At 70.6% G+C, this 16,493-nt stretch carries 17 protein-coding genes; 9 read left to right on the forward strand and 8 right to left on the reverse strand.

Going from position 1 to position 16,493, the window contains the following annotated elements; translation table 11 throughout:
* Positions 1-13: 13 nt before the first annotated feature.
* Positions 14-1,252 (reverse strand): MurT ligase domain-containing protein, encoded by a 1,239-nt coding sequence (locus ACYVO6_RS14240; protein ID WP_461061004.1) that lies wholly within the window; start codon positions 1,250-1,252, stop codon positions 14-16.
* 147 nt (positions 1,253-1,399) lie between these two features.
* Here ACYVO6_RS14240 and def point away from each other — a divergent pair, with 147 nt between their 5' ends.
* Positions 1,400-1,942, forward strand: a complete 543-nt coding sequence (def, locus tag ACYVO6_RS14245) for a peptide deformylase (RefSeq protein WP_461061006.1) — start codon at positions 1,400-1,402, stop codon at positions 1,940-1,942.
* A gap of 14 nt (positions 1,943-1,956) precedes the next feature.
* On the opposite strand, the gene ACYVO6_RS14250 is transcribed toward def, so the two are convergent.
* On the reverse strand, positions 1,957-2,601 hold the full coding sequence (locus ACYVO6_RS14250; protein ID WP_461061008.1) for a TetR family transcriptional regulator: 645 nt from the start codon (positions 2,599-2,601) through the stop codon (positions 1,957-1,959).
* Positions 2,602-2,771: 170 nt separating this feature from the next.
* Here ACYVO6_RS14250 and ACYVO6_RS14255 point away from each other — a divergent pair, with 170 nt between their 5' ends.
* Together ACYVO6_RS14255 and ACYVO6_RS14260 are read left to right on the forward strand one after the other, a co-directional pair.
* Positions 2,772-3,998, forward strand: coding sequence for an acyl-CoA dehydrogenase family protein (locus ACYVO6_RS14255; protein WP_461061010.1), 1,227 nt, complete (start codon positions 2,772-2,774; stop codon positions 3,996-3,998).
* A gap of 80 nt (positions 3,999-4,078) precedes the next feature.
* Entirely contained in the window at positions 4,079-4,753 is a 675-nt protein-coding gene (locus ACYVO6_RS14260) for a transcriptional regulator (protein WP_461061012.1), read from the forward strand.
* Positions 4,754-4,763: 10 nt separating this feature from the next.
* Here ACYVO6_RS14260 and ACYVO6_RS14265 read toward each other — a convergent pair whose 3' ends face one another.
* The 5 genes from ACYVO6_RS14265 to ACYVO6_RS14285 all read right to left on the reverse strand — a co-directional run bounded on the left by ACYVO6_RS14265 (position 4,764) and on the right by ACYVO6_RS14285 (position 9,888).
* On the reverse strand, positions 4,764-5,003 hold the full coding sequence (locus ACYVO6_RS14265; protein ID WP_461061014.1) for a DUF6213 family protein: 240 nt from the start codon (positions 5,001-5,003) through the stop codon (positions 4,764-4,766).
* Between the two features lie 25 nt (positions 5,004-5,028).
* Complete coding sequence (locus ACYVO6_RS14270) at positions 5,029-6,414, reverse strand: NADP-dependent succinic semialdehyde dehydrogenase (protein WP_461061016.1); 1,386 nt, start codon at positions 6,412-6,414, stop codon at positions 5,029-5,031.
* A 73-nt stretch (positions 6,415-6,487) separates the two neighbouring features.
* Entirely contained in the window at positions 6,488-6,955 is a 468-nt protein-coding gene (locus ACYVO6_RS14275; RefSeq protein WP_461061018.1) for an NUDIX domain-containing protein, read from the reverse strand.
* A complete protein-coding gene (locus ACYVO6_RS14280; protein WP_461061020.1) occupies positions 6,952-8,499 on the reverse strand; it encodes an ATP-dependent DNA ligase in 1,548 nt (515 codons plus the stop codon). The genes ACYVO6_RS14275 and ACYVO6_RS14280 overlap by 4 nt, the downstream gene beginning before the upstream one ends.
* 459 nt (positions 8,500-8,958) lie before the next feature.
* Positions 8,959-9,888 carry an NAD(P)/FAD-dependent oxidoreductase gene (locus ACYVO6_RS14285; RefSeq protein WP_461061022.1) on the reverse strand — a complete coding sequence of 310 codons (930 nt, stop codon included), beginning with the start codon at positions 9,886-9,888 and terminating at the stop codon, positions 8,959-8,961.
* Between the two features lie 77 nt (positions 9,889-9,965).
* On the opposite strand from ACYVO6_RS14285, the gene ACYVO6_RS14290 reads away from it, so the two are divergent.
* From ACYVO6_RS14290 to ACYVO6_RS14315, 6 genes are all read left to right on the forward strand, one after another.
* Positions 9,966-10,592 (forward strand): helix-turn-helix domain-containing protein, encoded by a 627-nt coding sequence (locus tag ACYVO6_RS14290; protein ID WP_461061024.1) that lies wholly within the window; start codon positions 9,966-9,968, stop codon positions 10,590-10,592.
* Positions 10,593-10,715: 123 nt separating this feature from the next.
* Positions 10,716-11,693 carry an NADPH:quinone oxidoreductase family protein gene (locus ACYVO6_RS14295; RefSeq protein ID WP_461061026.1) on the forward strand — a complete coding sequence of 326 codons (978 nt, stop codon included), beginning with the start codon at positions 10,716-10,718 and terminating at the stop codon, positions 11,691-11,693.
* A complete protein-coding gene (locus tag ACYVO6_RS14300; protein WP_461061028.1) occupies positions 11,690-12,871 on the forward strand; it encodes an acyl-CoA dehydrogenase family protein in 1,182 nt (393 codons plus the stop codon). Before ACYVO6_RS14295 ends, ACYVO6_RS14300 begins: the two co-directional genes overlap by 4 nt.
* Complete coding sequence (locus ACYVO6_RS14305; RefSeq protein WP_461061030.1) at positions 12,868-13,944, forward strand: acyl-CoA dehydrogenase family protein; 1,077 nt, start codon at positions 12,868-12,870, stop codon at positions 13,942-13,944. Before ACYVO6_RS14300 ends, ACYVO6_RS14305 begins: the two co-directional genes overlap by 4 nt.
* A gap of 185 nt (positions 13,945-14,129) precedes the next feature.
* Positions 14,130-14,990: a phosphatidylinositol-specific phospholipase C/glycerophosphodiester phosphodiesterase family protein gene (locus ACYVO6_RS14310; RefSeq protein WP_461061032.1), complete on the forward strand. Its 861-nt coding sequence runs from the start codon at positions 14,130-14,132 to the stop codon at positions 14,988-14,990.
* Between the two features lie 123 nt (positions 14,991-15,113).
* Positions 15,114-15,308 (forward strand): hypothetical protein, encoded by a 195-nt coding sequence (locus tag ACYVO6_RS14315; RefSeq protein WP_461061034.1) that lies wholly within the window; start codon positions 15,114-15,116, stop codon positions 15,306-15,308.
* Between the two features lie 36 nt (positions 15,309-15,344).
* Here ACYVO6_RS14315 and ACYVO6_RS14320 read toward each other — a convergent pair whose 3' ends face one another.
* Positions 15,345-16,490, reverse strand: a complete 1,146-nt coding sequence (locus ACYVO6_RS14320; protein ID WP_461061393.1) for a phosphodiester glycosidase family protein — start codon at positions 16,488-16,490, stop codon at positions 15,345-15,347.
* Positions 16,491-16,493: the final 3 nt, after the last annotated feature.

Raw genomic sequence — 16,493 nt, forward strand, 5'->3', positions numbered from 1 at the left:
TCGTCCTTAGTGGTCAGTTGCCGACGCGGCGGCGCAGGTCCTGGAACGCGGTGTAGTTCGCGATGACCTCGATCCGCCCCGGCGGTGCGATCTGTACGGCCTGGTCGAGGTTCTCGCACACCTGGAAGGTCTGGTTCGCGACCTCCAGACGCACCGCGAGGTCCAGCTTGCGGTCGCCGATGACGAAGATCGGGTGCCCGGTCAGCCGCGTGTAGTCGACGTCCCACAGCCAGGAGGTGTCGGTGCCGTCGGCCCCGCGCGCGTTCACGGACAGGATGACCGGCGTCGGCGGTGGATCGATCAGCGAGAACGTCTCCAGCCAGCCCGCGGGGTTCTTGGCGAGCAGCAGCCGCAGGTCACGCTGCATGAACTGCACGACGTCGTACCGTCCGGCCACCGCCTGGACCTGGTACATGCGTTCCAGGGCGACCTGCGGCGGCACACCGAAGACGGCGGCGACGGCGGCCGACGAGGCGGCGTTGGCCTTGTTGGCGCGGCCCGGCAGCTGGAGGTGGATCGGCCAGGCGGAACCGTGCGGGTCCAGGACGTGGTCGCCGTCCAGCGCCCAAGTGGGCGTCGGGCGGCGGAAACCGCACTCGCCGCAGTACCAGTCGTCGCCGGGCCGCTGCATCACACCGCCGCAGGACGGGCAGGACCAGGCGTCGTCCTTCCACATCTGCCCGGCGGCCACCCACACGACGTTCGGCGAGGAGGAGGCGGCCCATACGACCAGCGGATCGTCCGCGTTGGCGACCACGACGGACTTGGAGCCGGCCAGGCCCTCGCGCCAGTGCTCGGCGAGCATGCGGGTCTCGGCGGCGCGGTCGAGCTGGTCGCGGGAGAGGTTGAGGAGCGCGATGCACTTCGGGTCGGTGTCACGTGCCACACCGGCGAGATACTTCTCGTCGACCTCGATGACCGCGTACCGCGCGTCCGAGCCGCCGGCCAGCGCGGAGGTGATGCCGGCGGGCATGTTCGCGCCCAGGGCGTTCGAGACGACGGGGCCCGCGGCGCGCAGCGCCTCCGCGATCAGCCGCGTGGTGGTGGTCTTGCCGTTGGTTGCCGACACCAGGATGACGTCCAGGTGCTGGGCGAGCCGGGCCAGCAGGTCGGGGTCGAGTTTGAGCGCCACCCGGCCGCCGATCACCGATCCGCTGCCGCGGCCCGCGGCACGCGACGCCGCCGCGACCGCCTTGCCCGCCGTCACGGCCAGCTTGGCCCGCGGCGACAGCGGGTCCGAGTTGCCTGCCATCAGTTCCCGATCCTCCTTGCGTACGACGCCGCGCCCTGCCCTGCTCCCGGCAACGTGTGGCCCTCAGCCTATCGAGATCCACGACCGGCCCGATTCGCGGCACCACCCCGGCGCCCGCGCGACATTGAGGACCGTACCCTTGCCGCCATGCGACACGGCTCGATCCCGGGCGCCCAGGGGCGCGTCCTCACGCTGTCCCTCCTCGGCGACCCCGTGTTGCACACACCGTGCAAGGAAGTCACCGACTTCGGCCCCCAACTGGCGCGTCTCGTCGAGGACATGTTCGCGACGATGTATGCGGCGGAGGGTGTGGGTCTCGCCGCGAATCAGGTCGGTGAGTCGTTGCGGGTCTTTGTGTACGACTGCCCTGATGACGAGGACCGGCGACATGTGGGGCATGTGGTGAACCCGCGGCTCGTCCGGACGGACGGGGTGGTGTTGCGGGGGCCCGAGGGGTGTTTGTCGTTGCCCGGTCTGGAGGCCGGGACCGAGCGGTACGACCATGCCGTGGTGGAGGGGGTCACGCTGGACGGTGAGCCGGTGCGCGTGCATGGCACCGGATGGTTTGCCCGGTGCCTTCAGCACGAGTGCGATCACCTTGACGGTGGGGTGTATGTGGACCGGCTCACGGGGTGGCGTCACCGGCGGGTGATGCGGCAGGTGGCGCGGGCCACTTGGGGGCGTGCCTGACTCTCCCGAGGCCGCTAGAACCCCGGCCCGCCCACCTTGTCGCCCGCCGCCGCCAGGCGGCCCCACAGCAGGTCCGCCAGACTGCGTACCAACTCCGCGCGTGAGCACGGGCGTTCGCCGAGCCACCAGTCGCCGGCCGCGTGCATCATGCCGACGATGCCGTGTCCCCACACCCGCGCGAGCTGTTCGCTGTCGGGACCGAGGTCGACCCGTTCCTCGATGACCTTGCCGAGTTCCTCGCCCATACGGCGCAGCAGGGGAACGGAGTGCAGGCCGACGTCGAAGCCCTGGTCGCTCTGCGGGCCGCCCTCCGACGGATGCATCAGGAAGCGGTACACCTGCGGGCGTGCCTCGATCGCCGCGAGGTACGTGTCGAGCGTGGCCTCGACCCGCTCTCGGCGCTCGGCCGGCGCGTCCAGGGCAGCCCGCAGCGCTTCGAGCAGGGCGTCCGTGTGGCGCTTGGCGAGGGCCGCGTACAGTCCACCTTTGTCACCGAAGTGCCGGTACAGGATGGGCTTGGTGATGCCCGCCTCGGCGGCGATGGCGTTCATCGAGGCGCCGGGGCCGTCGCGGAGCACCACCCGGTCGGCGGCCTCCAGCAGCTCGCGCCGGCGGCGGTCGGCGGACCGCTGCTGCTCGGTCCGCTGTCTGGTGTCCATGAGCTCTCCCCACCCGTGCTGATTCGGTGACGCCTGCGCAACGTAACACCCTGCTGTGATTCTGCATCGAACGGGCTGCCGGAGGGGAACCGGCAGTTGACTTTTCCTACCGACTGGTAACAGGTTACTGTTACCGCAAGTAACAGGTCAGTGCTGTAGCTGGAGGGGACATGGCCGAGTTCACCATGGAGCTCAACGACGAACAGAAGGAGGTCCGGGACTGGCTCCACGGCTTCGCCGCCGATGCGATCCGTCCCGCGGCAGCCGAATGGGACGAGCGCGAAGAGACTCCCTGGCCGGTCATCCAGGAGGCCGCGAAAGTCGGCATCTACTCCCTGGACTTCTACGCCCAGCAGTACTTCGACCCCACCGGCCTCGGCATCCCCATGGCCATGGAGGAACTGTTCTGGGGCGACGCGGGCATCGCCCTGTCCATCGTCGGCACCGGCCTCGCCGCCGTGGGCGTCCTCGCCAACGGCACCGAGGAGCAGATCGGCACCTGGATCCCCCAGATGTACGGCGACGCGGGCGATGTCAAGGTCGCCGCCTTCTGCTCCTCCGAGCCCGACGCCGGCTCCGACGTGGCCTCCATGCGCACCCGTGCCGTCTACGACGAGGCCAAGGACGAGTGGGTCCTCAACGGCACCAAGACCTGGGCGACGAATGGCGGCATCGCCAACGTCCACGTCGTGGTCGCCGTCGTCGACCCGGAGCTCGGCTCCAAGGGCCACGCCTCCTTCATCGTCCCGCCGAACACGCCGGGCCTGTCCCAGGGCCAGAAGTTCAAGAAGCACGGCATCCGCGCCTCGCACACCGCCGAGGTCGTCCTGGAGGACGCCCGCGTCCCCGGCTCCTGCCTGCTCGGCGGCAAGGAGAAGCTGGACGAGCGGCTCGCCCGCGCCCGTGAGAAGGCGAAGGCGGGCGAGGAACGCGTGAAGAACGCGGCCATGGCCACCTTCGAGGCCTCCCGCCCCGCTGTCGGCGCCATGGCCGTGGGCACGGCCCGGGCCGCGTACGAGGTCGCCCTCGACTACGCCAAGACGCGCGAGCAGTTCGGTCGCCCGATCATCGACAACCAGGGTGTCGCCTTCCAACTCGCCGACATGCGTACGTCGATCGATGCGGCCCGGCTGCTGGTGTGGCGTGCCTCCTGGATGGCGGTCAACGGGAAGCCGTTCACCGCGGCTGAGGGTTCCATGTCGAAGCTTTTCGCGAGTGAGACCGCGAAGAAGGTGACGGCGGAGGCGATCCAGATCCTCGGCGGGAACGGGTACACGCGCGAGTACCCGGTCGAGCGCATGCACAGGGACGCCGCGATCTACACGATCTTCGAAGGCACCAGCGAGATCCAGCGCCTGGTGATCGCCCGCACCCTCGCGGGTATGCCGATCCGCTGACGGCACCTGAGCGCTCGGCGGCGCCGTGAGAACCTGAGGAGTACGGGAAGGCAGCGCAGCCGAGCCGAAGGAGTGCGGCGATGACGCGGACAGCCAGGGAACTGCTGGAGACCATCACCGGAAAGCTCGCCCCCGACCCCCGTTCCAACCGGCTGCTGCCACTGATCGGCCGGGGCGCGGCACGGCGCGACACCCTCGCCACTCTCGCTCTGGAACAGCGCTATGTGATCGCCGCGGACCGCCGGGCGTTCCTGCATCTGGCGGAACGGTCGGCCGCCGAGCCCGAGTGCGCCGCCTTCTTCACCATGCTTGCGGAGGGCGAGGCGCTGGCCCATGACCGGCTCGGCCCGCTGCTCGCCGCCTGCGGAGCCGATGAGGCGCGGATCGCGGCGTACGAGCCGCTGGCGGGGGCGCAGGCGTATCCCGCGTACGTCGCCTGGCTCGCCCTGAACGGTGCACCGGCCGACGTGGTGCTCGCGCTGAGCGCCAACTTCTCGGCCTGGGGCGGCTATTGCGCCACCATCGCCGAGGCGCTGCGCCGCCAGTACGGCTTCGACGACGAGGCCTGCGGCTTCTTCGACCTCTTCGCCGAGCCCTCGCCCGACCTGGAGCAGAAGGCGGTGGCCGCCGTACAGGCCGGGTTCGACGCCGAGTCGATCAGCGAGGAGGCGGTCCACCGGTACGGACGCCTGCTGCAGCGCTACGAGGAGATGTTCTGGCACACGCTGTGGGAGCTGGACCGGGGCGAGTCCTAGCCGGCCAGTGCTAGTCGGGCGATGTTCCGCTGCTGTGGGCGATGCAGGCCACGTCGATACGGTCGGCCAGCTTGGCGAGTTCGATCGTGAGGGTCGCCACGGTGTCCTCGTCGAGGCCCTCCTGACCGGCCTCGACCAGATGCAGCCATCGGCCGCCGACCGTGCGCAGCAGCTTGCTGACGTCGGCGGCCGCCACCTGCAAAGTGCCGCGGTCGTCGACGATCAGAGGGAGGGTCACTTCGCGGTTCACACAGGCGATCGTAACTGCGGAACGCTCACGCTCCGTGCCATACGGTGGTGATGTTGCAGAACTCGCGGATTCCGTGTCCCGACAGCTCACGCCCGTAGCCGGACCGTTTGACCCCGCCGAAGGGGAACGCCGGGTGGGACGCCGTCATCCCGTTGACGTAGACACCGCCCGCTTCCAGATCGCGTACGAAGCGGTCGATGTCGGCCTCGTCGCGGGTCCAGACGTTGGAACTCAGCCCGAACGGCGAGTCGTTGGCGATCGCCACCGCCTCGTCGAGGCCGGCGGCACGATAGAGCGTGGCGACCGGGCCGAAGGTCTCCTCGCGGTGGATGCGCATAGCGGGGGTGACGTCGGTGAGGACCGTCGGCGGGTAGTACCAGCCGGGCCGGTCGGGCCGTACGCCGCCGCACAGCACCGTCGCGCCGCTCTCCACCGCTTTGTCCACCAGCTCCGCCAGGCCGTCGCGGCCCTGCTCGCTGGAGAGCGGGCCGACGTCCGTGTCCTCGTCCATCGGGTCGCCGACCTTCAGCGCCTTCATGCCCGCCGTGAAGCGCTCGGCGAAGGCGTCGAACACGTCCGTGTGCACGATGAACCGTTTGGCGGCGATGCATGACTGCCCGGTGTTCTGCACACGGGCCGTCACCGCCGTCTTCGCCGCCCGGTCGAGGTCGGCCGACGGCATCACCACGTACGGATCGCTGCCGCCCAGCTCCAGCACCGTCTTCTTGACCTCGTCACCGGCGACCGAGGCGACCGCGCGGCCCGCCGGTTCGCTGCCGGTGAGCGTGGCCGCCCTGACCCGCTCGTCGCGCAGGATGCCCTCGACCTCGCCGGTGCCGATGAGCAGCGTCTGGAAGCAGCCTTCCGGGAAGCCCGCCCGGTGGAACAGATCCTCCAGGTAGAGGGCGGTCTGCGGCACGTTCGAGGCGTGCTTGAGCAGCCCGACGTTCCCGGCCATCAGCGCGGGCGCGGCGAACCGGATCACCTGCCAGAGCGGGAAGTTCCACGGCATCACCGCGAGCACCGGGCCGAGCGGCCGGTAGCGCACGATCACCCTGGAGGCGCCGGAGTCCCGGGCCTCCGACTCCGGGCCCTCCTCGTCGGCGAGAAGTTCCTCGGCGTGGTCGGCGTACCAGCGCATCGCCTTCGCGCACTTCGCGACCTCCGCGCGGGCCTGCGTGATCGGCTTGCCCATCTCCGTGGTCATCACGCGGGCGGTGTCCCGCGCGTCCTCTTCCAGCAGCTCGGCGGCCCGGCGCAACAGCCGTGCGCGCTCGGCGAACGAGGTGGTGCGATACGTACGGAATGCGGCGTCGGCGCTCGCGAGCCTGCGCTCGATCTCCTCGGCGCCGAGGGCGTCGTAGGTCTTGAGCGTCTCGCCGTTCGCCGGGTTCACCGTCGCGATGGGCATGACTGACCTCCTCATACGGGCTCCGCGTGGTGCACCGGACCTTGTCGGATCCGCGTACCCAGGTGCAGGCGTTCTAGCCGACTCGCTCTCCGAGGCGGTTCAGGAACTCTGCCTGCGCCTTGACGATCACGGCTCGCGCCCGGTCGAGCCCGAACCACTCCACCCGGCTCAGCTCGGGGAATTCCTGAACGCGTCCCGAGCCCCTCGGCCACTCCATCTCGAACGTTCCCGGGACCACCGTCGCCGGATCGAGGTCGGCCTCGATCGCCCACGCGGTGACGATCTTGCCGTTCGCCTGCCGGACCTCGCCGAGCGGCACGGCCTCGCCGTCGGGCGGCTCCAGGCCCAGTTCCTCGCGGAACTCCCGGCGGGCCGCGTCCCAGGCCGGCTCGTCGGGCTCGTACTCACCCTTCGGTACGGTCCACGCGCCGGCGTCACGCCGTTCCCAGAACGGGCCGCCCATATGGCCGAGCAGTACTTCCAGGCCGTCGCCGGTGTGGTGGAACAGCAGCAGGCCCGCGCTGCGGCGAGGGACTTTCACCGGGTCACCTCCGGGTGCGCGGCGAGCAGCGTCTCGACGGTGTCGGCCTCCGCCGGGGTCTTGTCCTCTCGGTAGCGGACGACGCGGGCGAAGCGGAGCGTGACGCCGGCCGGGTAGCGGGTGGACTTCTGCAGACTGTCGTAGGCGATCTCGACGACGAGCTCGGGCCGGACGGTCACCACATGGCCGTTGTCCTCGACGGCGAGCTCGCGCAGCCGCTCGGTCTGCCAGTCCAGCATCGCGTCCGTCATCCCCTTGAACGTCTTGCCCAGCATGGCGAACGAGCCGTCCGGATTCCGCGCCCCCAGATGCAGATTGGACAGCTTGCCGGTGCGCCGCCCGTGCCCCCACTCGGCGGCCAGCACCACCAGGTCCAGCGTGTGTACGGGTTTGACCTTCAGCCATGAGGCACCGCGCCGGCCCGCGCTGTAGGGGGCGTCGAGGCCCTTCAGTACGACGCCCTCGTGGCCACGCTTCAGCGTGTCCGCGAGGAACCGTTCCGCGGCCTCGCGCGCCTCGCCGTCCGCCGGATCCGCCACGAGCGTGCGCCGCACCCGCATCGGCTCGGGCACCAGCCGGGCCAGCTCCGCGTGGCGGTCGGCGAACGGCAGGTCGAGCAGGTCTTGACCATCCACGGACAGCGCGTCGAAGAAGACGGGGGAGACGGGCAGGGCCTCGGCCGCCGTGCCGACGTCCACGCGGGAGCCCACCCGTCCGGCGATGTCCTGGAAGGACTTCGGCCGTCCGCCCTCGTCGAACGCGATGACCTCGCCGTCCAGGATGAACTGTTCTCCCGTCAACTCCCTTGCGGCGGAGGTGAGTTCGGGCAGCCGGTCGGTGATGTCGTCCAGCGTGCGCGTGTAGATACGTATGTCGTCGCCGTCGCGGTGGACCTGGACGCGGATGCCGTCCAGCTTCTCCTCGACGGCGCAGGTGCCGAGCTTGCCGATCGCCTCCGTCACGGACGAGGCGCTGTGCGCCAGCATGGGCAGGACCGGACGGCCGACGGTGAGCCGGAACTCGTCGAGCGCCTCCGGGCCGTCCGCCAGCAGCCGCTGCGCCACAGTCTGCAGCGAACCGGCCAGCATCACCGCGCGCCGTACGTCCGCGGAGGGCGCCCCGGTCGCCTCGGCGAGCCCCTCGACGGCGACGGCGTCGAGAGCGCCCTGCCGTACCTCTCCGCTGAGCAGGCCGAACAGGAACCGCTGCTCGTCCGCGGTGGCCGCCGCCATCAACTCTCCAACCAGGCACAGGCGTTCGGCCTGCGAGCCGGTGCCGGAGACGGCGGCGAGCGCGGTCAGTCGGGCGTCCACGTCACGCACGCTGAGCGTGGGCTCCTCGGCTGGGGTGACGGGGCGGCTGAGCACCTTCCAGCCGACGCCGATCCGTCCCTGCGGGAGGCGTCCCGCCAGGTACGGGATCACGATCGGCGCCTCCTCGGCCTCGGCGTCCCGGAACAGCTCGGCCAGCAAGCCGATCTTTCGGGACCGTGCCGAGGTGGCGGCGACCTCCTGAGACACGCGAGCGAGCCGGGCGAACAGCATGGAGCCATTGTGTCTCGTGTGCGGGGTGCCTCCGGCGGTTGGGCGGGTGCGGGTGCGTTGTGGCTGGTCGCGCCGTTCCCCGCGCCCCTTAGGTGCGTGGTGGGTCGGGGCCGTGGGCCGGTGCGTCAGCCCGTCGCAGGCCGGGCGTACGGCCCTTTGCTGGTACAGGGTGCGGGTGGCCTGAGACAGAACCTAAGCGACGGGCATACGACGCACCGGCCCACGGCCCCTCCCGCCGGAGGGAAGCTGCGGGGTTCGTCGGGGTGCGGGCTCCCCCGGGGCGGGCTCGCCCGGGGCGCGGAATTGCTCTGGGCGCGAACTTTTCTGGGGACGCGGGGAGCCGCAGGCTTTTCAGGGGCGCGGGGAACTGCGCGACCAGCCACGACGCACCCGCAGTCGCCCACGAACTCAACACCCCACCCCCGAAGGCGCCCCGCCCAACCGCCGGAGGCAACCCGCTCAACCGCCGGAGGCGATGTCCGCGAACAGCAAATCCCCGTTGATCATGGCTCCCGCCCGATAGCCCAACGCAGCCGCGTTGATCACCTGCTCCGCGAACCCCACCGCATTGCCCGCCGCCCAGACGCCCGGCACGCTGGTGCGACCCGCTTCGTCCACGGCCGCGTACACGCCGAACGGCGTCTCCTCCAGGTCGGCACCGAGCTGCTCCAGCAGCCCCGTACGCGGTACGGCCCGCGGCGCCACGAACACCACGGAGCGCTCGTGCTCGGACCCGTCCGCAAGACGCACCCCGGTGAGCCGATCGTCCGAGACGACGAGCGCCGCCACCTCGCCGGGAACCACGTTCACCCCGGCCGCGGCCAGGTGGCGCAGGTCCTCGTCCGAGAGCTCGGACTCGGCGACCGTGTGGAGGAAGAAGGAAACGTCCTTGGACCACTGCGTGACCATCAGTGCCTGGTGCACGCTCATGACGGACGTCGCGAGCACCCCGAACGCCTGGTCGCGAACCTCCCAGCCGTGGCAGTACGGGCAGTGCAGCACATCCCGCCCGAAGCGCTCCGCGACCCCGGGCACCGACGGCAACTCGTCCGCAAGCCCGGTCGCGACGACCAGCCGACGGGCGTGCACCGAACGCCCGGACGCCAGCGTCACGTCGAACTCCCCGGCGTCGTCCCGCGCGACGTCCACCGCACGGTCCCGTACCAGCTCGACCCCGTATCGCTGAATCTCCCGCCGCCCCTCGGCGAGGAACTCGGCGGGCGACATCCCGTCCCGCGACAGATAGCCCTGCATGTGCGCGGCGGGCGCGTTGCGCGGCTCGCCCGCGTCGACGACGAGCACCTGGCGCCGCGCGCGTCCCAGTACGAGCGCGGCGGACAGCCCGGCCGCGCCGCCTCCGACGACGACCACTTCGTAACGATCGGTCATGGTGACCACCTCCACGCACAAGGTCGCCCAACTGCTGCCGCATTGACAAACACCTTTGCCGAAACTGCAATAGACGCATGAGTGAGCGAGAGAGTGAGCACGGGACGGATCTGAACGAGCGGGACACCGACGAGGTTCTGGCGGGAGTCGGCCCCCGGCTGCGACGGATCAGGAAGGAGCGGGGCGCGACCCTGGCGGGTCTGTCCGAGGCCACCGGCATCTCCGTGAGCACCCTCTCCCGGCTGGAGTCTGGTCTGCGCAAACCCAGCCTGGAACTGCTGCTGCCCATCGCCCGCGCCCACCAGGTGCCCCTCGACGAACTGGTCGGCGCACCACCGGTGGGCGACCCACGCGTCCGCTCCAAACCGATCGTGCGGGGCGGCCGGACCCACTGGCCGCTCACCCGCCAGCCCGGCGGACTCCTCGCCTACAAGGTGCTGGAACCCGCACGCTCCATCCAGCCGGACCCGCGCGTGCACGAGGGCTACGAGTGGATGTACGTGCTCTCCGGGAAGCTACGGCTCGTCCTCGGCGATCATGACGTCGTGCTCGGCCCGGGAGAGGCCGCCGAGTTCGACACGCGCGTACCGCACTGGTTCGGGTCGACGGGGGAGGGGCCGGTGGAGTTCCTCAGTATCTTCGGGCCGCAGGGAGAGCGGATGCACGTACGGGCGCGGCCCAAGCGGGGTCGCGAAGACGGCTGACGTCGGTGGTTCACAGAAGTCCAAGCGACCGCTTAGTATGTGCTGGAGTCCGGTCGCGCTCTCGGCACAGACTGTGGCGCCCCGGAGGCGAACAAGACCAACACAGCGCCGTGGAGGCCCCGCATGCAGGCATGGCAAGTGCACCAGAACGGCGAGCCGAGCGAGGTGATGCGCCTCGACGACGTGGAGCGGCCGGTGCCCGGTGAGGGCCAGGTCCTGCTCAAGGTGCGCGCCGCGAACATCAACTTCCCGGACGCCCTGCTGTGCCGCGGGCAGTACCAGATCAGGCCGCCGCTGCCATTCACGCCCGGCGTGGAGATCTGCGGTGAGACCGAGGACGGGCGGCGGGTCATCGGCAATCCCGCGCTGCCGTACGGCGGCTTCGCCGAGTACGCGATCGCGGACGCCGCGGCCGTGCTGTCCGCCCCCGAGGCGCTCGACGACGCCGAGGCCGCGGCGCTGCACATCGGCTACCAGACGGGATGGTTCGGACTGCACCGCCGGGCAGGTCTTGAGGCCGGCGAGACGCTGCTCGTCCACGCTGCCGCAGGAGGGGTCGGCAGCGCGGCCGTGCAGCTCGGCAAGGCCGCGGGCGCCACGGTCATCGGGGTCGTGGGCGGGTCCGACAAGGCGGACGTGGCACGGGAGCTGGGGTGTGACGTCGTCATCGACCGGCGCGCCGAGGACGTCGTCGGCGCCGTGAAGGAGGCCACCGGCGGCCGGGGCGCGGACGTGATCTACGACCCGGTCGGCGGTGCAGCGTACGCGCAGTCCGCCAAGGTCGTCGCCTTCGAGGGGCGGATCGTGGTCGTGGGCTTCGCGAGCGGTTCCATTCCCAGTCCGGCCCTGAACCACGCCCTGGTGAAGAACTACTCGATCGTGGGCCTGCATTGGGGCCTCTACAACACCAAGAACCCGAAGCTGGTCCTGCGCTGCCACGAGCAGCTCACCGAACTGGCCGCCCGCGGTGCGATCAAGCCGCTGGTCAGCGAGCGTGTAGCGCTGGAGGGTGCGGCGGCGGCCGTGCAGCGCGTCGCCGACGGGGTCACCACCGGGCGCGTCGCCGTGATCCCCGGTCTCACCGAAGGGGCAGCGGCATGACCGACGCTGCCGAACTGCGGGACCGTACGCAGCAGTTGCTGGCCGCGCATCCTCCTGCCACCACCGACCGCCTCGACTTCCTCAAGGCCCGCTTCGACGCCGGACTCGCCTGGGTGCACTACCTGGAGGGCCTCGGCGGACTCGGCGCGCCGCGCTCTCTCCAGGCCGTCGTGGACGCCGAGTTGGAGGCCGCGGGCGCCCCCGACAACGACCCGCGGCGCATCGGTATCGGACTCGGCATGGCGGCGCCGACGATCCTCGCATTCGGTACGGAGGAGCAGAAGAGCCGCTTCCTCAGGCCCCTTTGGGTGGGCGAGGAGGTCTGGTGCCAGCTGTTCAGCGAACCGGGTGCGGGGTCCGACCTGGCCGCGCTGGGCACGCGTGCCGTACGAGAGGGCGACAGCTGGGTCGTCAACGGGCAGAAGGTGTGGACGTCCAGCGCCCATGTCGCTCGGTGGGCCATCCTCATCGCCCGTACCGACCCGGACGTGCCCAAGCACCGTGGGATCACGTACTTCATCTGCGACATGACCGACCCCGGTGTCGAGGTGCGTCCGCTGCGCCAGATCACCGGCGAGGCCGAGTTCAACGAGGTGTTCCTCACCGACGTCCGCATCCCCGACAGCCACCGTCTCGGGGAGATCGGCGACGGCTGGCGGGTCGCGCAGACGACGCTGATGAACGAGCGTGTGTCCATCGGCGGTATGCGCATCCCGCGCGAGGGCGGCATGATCGGCCCGGTCTCGAAGACCTGGCGTGAGCGTCCCGAACTGCGCACCCACGACCTCCACCAGCGGCTTCTCACCTTGTGGGTGGAGGCCGAGGTCGCGCGCCTCACCGGCGAGCGGCTGCGCCAGCAGCTCGTCGCGGGCCAGCCCGGCCCCGAGGGCTCCGGACTGAAGCTCGCGTTCGCGCGTCTCAACCAGGAGATCAGCGGCTTGGAGGTCGAACTCCTCGGCGAGGAAGGCCTGTTGTACGACGACTGGACGATGCGGCGCCCCGAACTCGTCGACTTCACCGGGCGCGACGCCGGCTACCGCTACCTCCGCTCCAAGGGCAACAGCATCGAGGGCGGGACCAACGAAGTCCTGCTGAACATCGTCGCCGAGCGCGTCCTGGGCCTGCCCGCCGAGCCGCGCACCGACAAGGACGTCGCCTGGAAGGACCTTGCGCGATGACTGATCTGCTGTACTCGGAGGAGGAAGAGGCGCTGCGCGCGGCCGTACGCGACCTGCTCACCGACCACTGCGACACGGCGGACGTCATCGCCCGCGTGGAGTCCGGCACGCCGCACGATCCCGAGCTGTGGAAGGCCCTCAGCGACGGCATGGGTCTTGCGGGCCTCCTCGTCCCCGAGTCGTCGGGCGGCCAGGGCGCAAGTCATCGCGAAGTCGCCGTGGTGCTGGAGGAGTTGGGTCGCACGGTCGCGCCTGTGCCCTACCTGACGAGCGCCGTCGTCGCCACTGAGGCCCTCCTCGCGTACGAGGCCGACGAACTCCTCAGCGAGCTGGCGTCCGGGCGGCGGATCGGCGCCCTCGCCGTCGCGCTGAACGTCGCTCCTGGCGCCGCCTACCAGGTCGTACGACACGAGAACGGCGCCCTGCACGGGGAGTTGACCGGCATCGCGGACGCGGCCGTCGCCGACGTACTGCTCGTGCCCGCGGACGACGGCGGCCTGTACGCGGTAGAGGCCGACGCCGTGACCGTCAGCCCGCGGGTGTCCCTGGACCTGACCCGACCGGTGGCGACGGTGGTGCTGGAGGGCGCGGCCGGCCGCCTCCTAGGGGACGCCGAACCCGCCGTACGACGAGCCCTGCGGGCTGGAGCCGGACTGCTCGCCTCCGAGCAACTCGGCCTCGCCGACTGGTGCTTGACCGAGACAGTCCGCTATCTGAAGGAGCGCAAGCAGTTCAACCGGCCCGTCGGCGGCTTCCAGGCCCTCAAGCACCGGCTCGCCCAGCTGTGGCTGGAAGTCGTCCACGCGCGCGCCGCGGCCCGCAACGCCGCCGACGCGCTGGCCACCGGAAGCACGGACGCGGACGTGGCGGTCGCCGTCGCCCAGGCGTACGCGGCGCCCGTCGCGGTCCACGCCGCCGAGGAGGCAGTGCAGTTGCACGGCGGCATCGGCATGACGTGGGAGCACCCCGTGCACCTGTACCTGAAGCGGGCCAAGGCCGACTCGATCGCGTACGGAACGGCGGGCGGCCACCGCGAGGCACTGGCCGAACTGGTCGACCTCCAAGCACCCTGACGTACACCTGCTCACACCTGTGAGAAGCCCGCCCCACCCGGGGCGGGCTTTTCGGTGTGCTCCGCGCGGACGAAGTGAACGCACAGCGGCAGTCCGGCCAACTCCCCGCATGGCCCTGCTCGTTGGACCCTTCTGCATCGCATACTCGCTGAGGTTCCTTCACGGCACTCTCAGGGAGGCAGAGTATGGCCCTCACCACCCGCCGCAGAGCACTCACCATCCTCGGTGGCGCCCTCGCGGGCTCGGTCGCCGCGCCCGCGTACGCACAGGCAGGCGAGCGGAAGCACGGCCCGCGCCCGCTGTGGCGTGCCCACGCGCACAACGACTACCTGCACCCCAGGCCCCTCTTGGACGCCCTGGACCACCGATTCGGCAGCCTCGAGGCCGACATCTTTCTCGTCGGCGACCAGCTCCTGGTGGCCCACGACGCGGTCGACCTCGACCCGGCCCGCACCCTCGAATCCCTCTACCTCGACCCGCTCGCCCGCCGTGTGAAGACCAACCACGGTTCGATGTACCGGGGTTACCGCAAGCCGATCCAGCTCCTCATCGACCTCAAGACCGAGGGCTCCTCGACGTACCTCGAACTCGACCGCCATCTGCGCCGCTACAAGCACCTGTTCACGACGTACGCGTACGGGCGTGTCTTCCCCGGCCCGGTCACGGCCGTGATCTCCGGCGACCGTGCGGCCCGTACGCCGATGGAGGCCCAGACCGTGCGGCGCGCCTTCTACGACGGCCGACTCGCCGACCTCGGCAGCCCGGCGCCCGCCTCCTTCATCCCGCTGATCAGCGACAACTGGACGCTCAACTTCACCTGGCAGGGCATCGGCCCGTTCCCCGAAGCCGAGCGCCAGAAGCTGCGGGGCATCATCTCGGCGGCCCACTCGCGCCGGCAGAAGGTCCGCTTCTGGGCCACGCCCGACCTGGCGGGCCCAGCCCGTGACGCGCTCTGGGGCGAACTCCTCGCCGCCGACGTCGACTACATCAACACCGATGATCTCGCAGGGCTCGAGAAGTTCCTGGACGCCAACGAGCGGTCGTAGCCCAGCGCTTTCACAGCCAGTCAACACACGTTCGGCGGACACGTCAGCCGCACGGACGAACCCCCCGCTACGCCACACTTGCGGCCGAAAGCCGCGATGTGGGCGTGGCGGAGGAGGTTGACGGTGGCCATTTCCATCTCTGTGGTGCTGCTGCTCGTGGTACTGGCGGTGATCTTCATGCGCAATAAAACGCTGAAGATCCCGCACGCCTTGGTGTGCATCCTGCTCGGTTTCTATCTCGCGAGCACAGACCTGGCGCCGACCATCCACGACGGCATCTCGGCGACAGCGGACATGGTCAGCGGCCTGAACCCCTGAGCCCTCAGCGGGGTCTCACGACTGCTCCACGACCGCTCACGGCCGGGAGAACACCCCGATCCCGTTCGGCACCGGGCGCTCGGCTCCGGCGCTGGGATGGTTGCGTACGCTCACCGCAGCCGCGCCCGGCTCGCGGGCGACCAGCGTGGTGGATCCGCCGCCGTCGAGGCTGAAAGCGTCGACGGAGCCCAACTGCCGTATGGTGGCGGCCAGTTCGGCGATGGTGAGACCGGTACGGAATTCGGGTGCCCCGTCCAGTGCGAGTAGCGTCAGCCGTTTGCCGCCGTCCGAGATGCCCGCCGCGGTCCGCACCGCCGAGGTCGCGTTGTCGAGACCGGCGAGCGGCTGACCACCCTTCAGGACCGGGTAGCCGCCCACCACGAACCGGTACGGAATCCTGGACGCGGCCGCGACGAGGCGGTGCCGCACCGTGACCCGCTCGCCCAGCGACAGCTTCCGTAACTGCTGGGCGCCCGCCTCCCGGCCGACCAGGACCGTGGTGTCGGCCGCGATGGGACCGCTGCCGGGCGTGTCGGCCGAGGACACGACGCGGCCGTCCTCGACCGTCACCTCATAGGTGTCCGCACTGCAGGGTGCGGCCCGGTCGGTGTCCGTGCCGCAGGTGGCCCGCACCCGGGAGACACTGCCCCAGTCCGAGGTGAACGCGCCGACGGAACCGACCGGCAGCGCGTACTGGTTGAGCCCGCCGAGCGGCAGCCGTGCCTCACTGGTACGGATCGAACCGTCGAGGGCCATGCTGTCGAGGCGGGCCCGGCGGTCGGCGCCCACGCCCAGCACGTCCTTCGTGCTCGTACCGGGCGGGAGAGCGGGACCGAAGCGCTGACCGTCCGGAACCGCCGCCTTGAGGGTGCGCCCGCTCGCGATCGCCGGGCCGACGGACGCGCCGGTCGCCTCGACGCCCGGATGCTGGGTCTCGGTGATGTTGAAGAAGTCGCCGTTGACGCCCGCGACAGCGCCGCGGGCGTCGGCCAGTTGAGAGACGGGGGCGCGGGCCGCCACCGCGCCGGGATGCATGAGGTCGACACTCACCCGGGGATCGCGGAGATCGACACTGAGCACATGCGCGTGCGCCATTCCCTTGGCGGCCGGAATGTCGAACTCCGTGTACTTCACGCCCGGCGCGATCGCGATCGGGGTCACCGAGGGCGTGGCGCCCTCCACGCC

Source organism: Streptomyces pseudoechinosporeus, assembly GCF_054783935.1.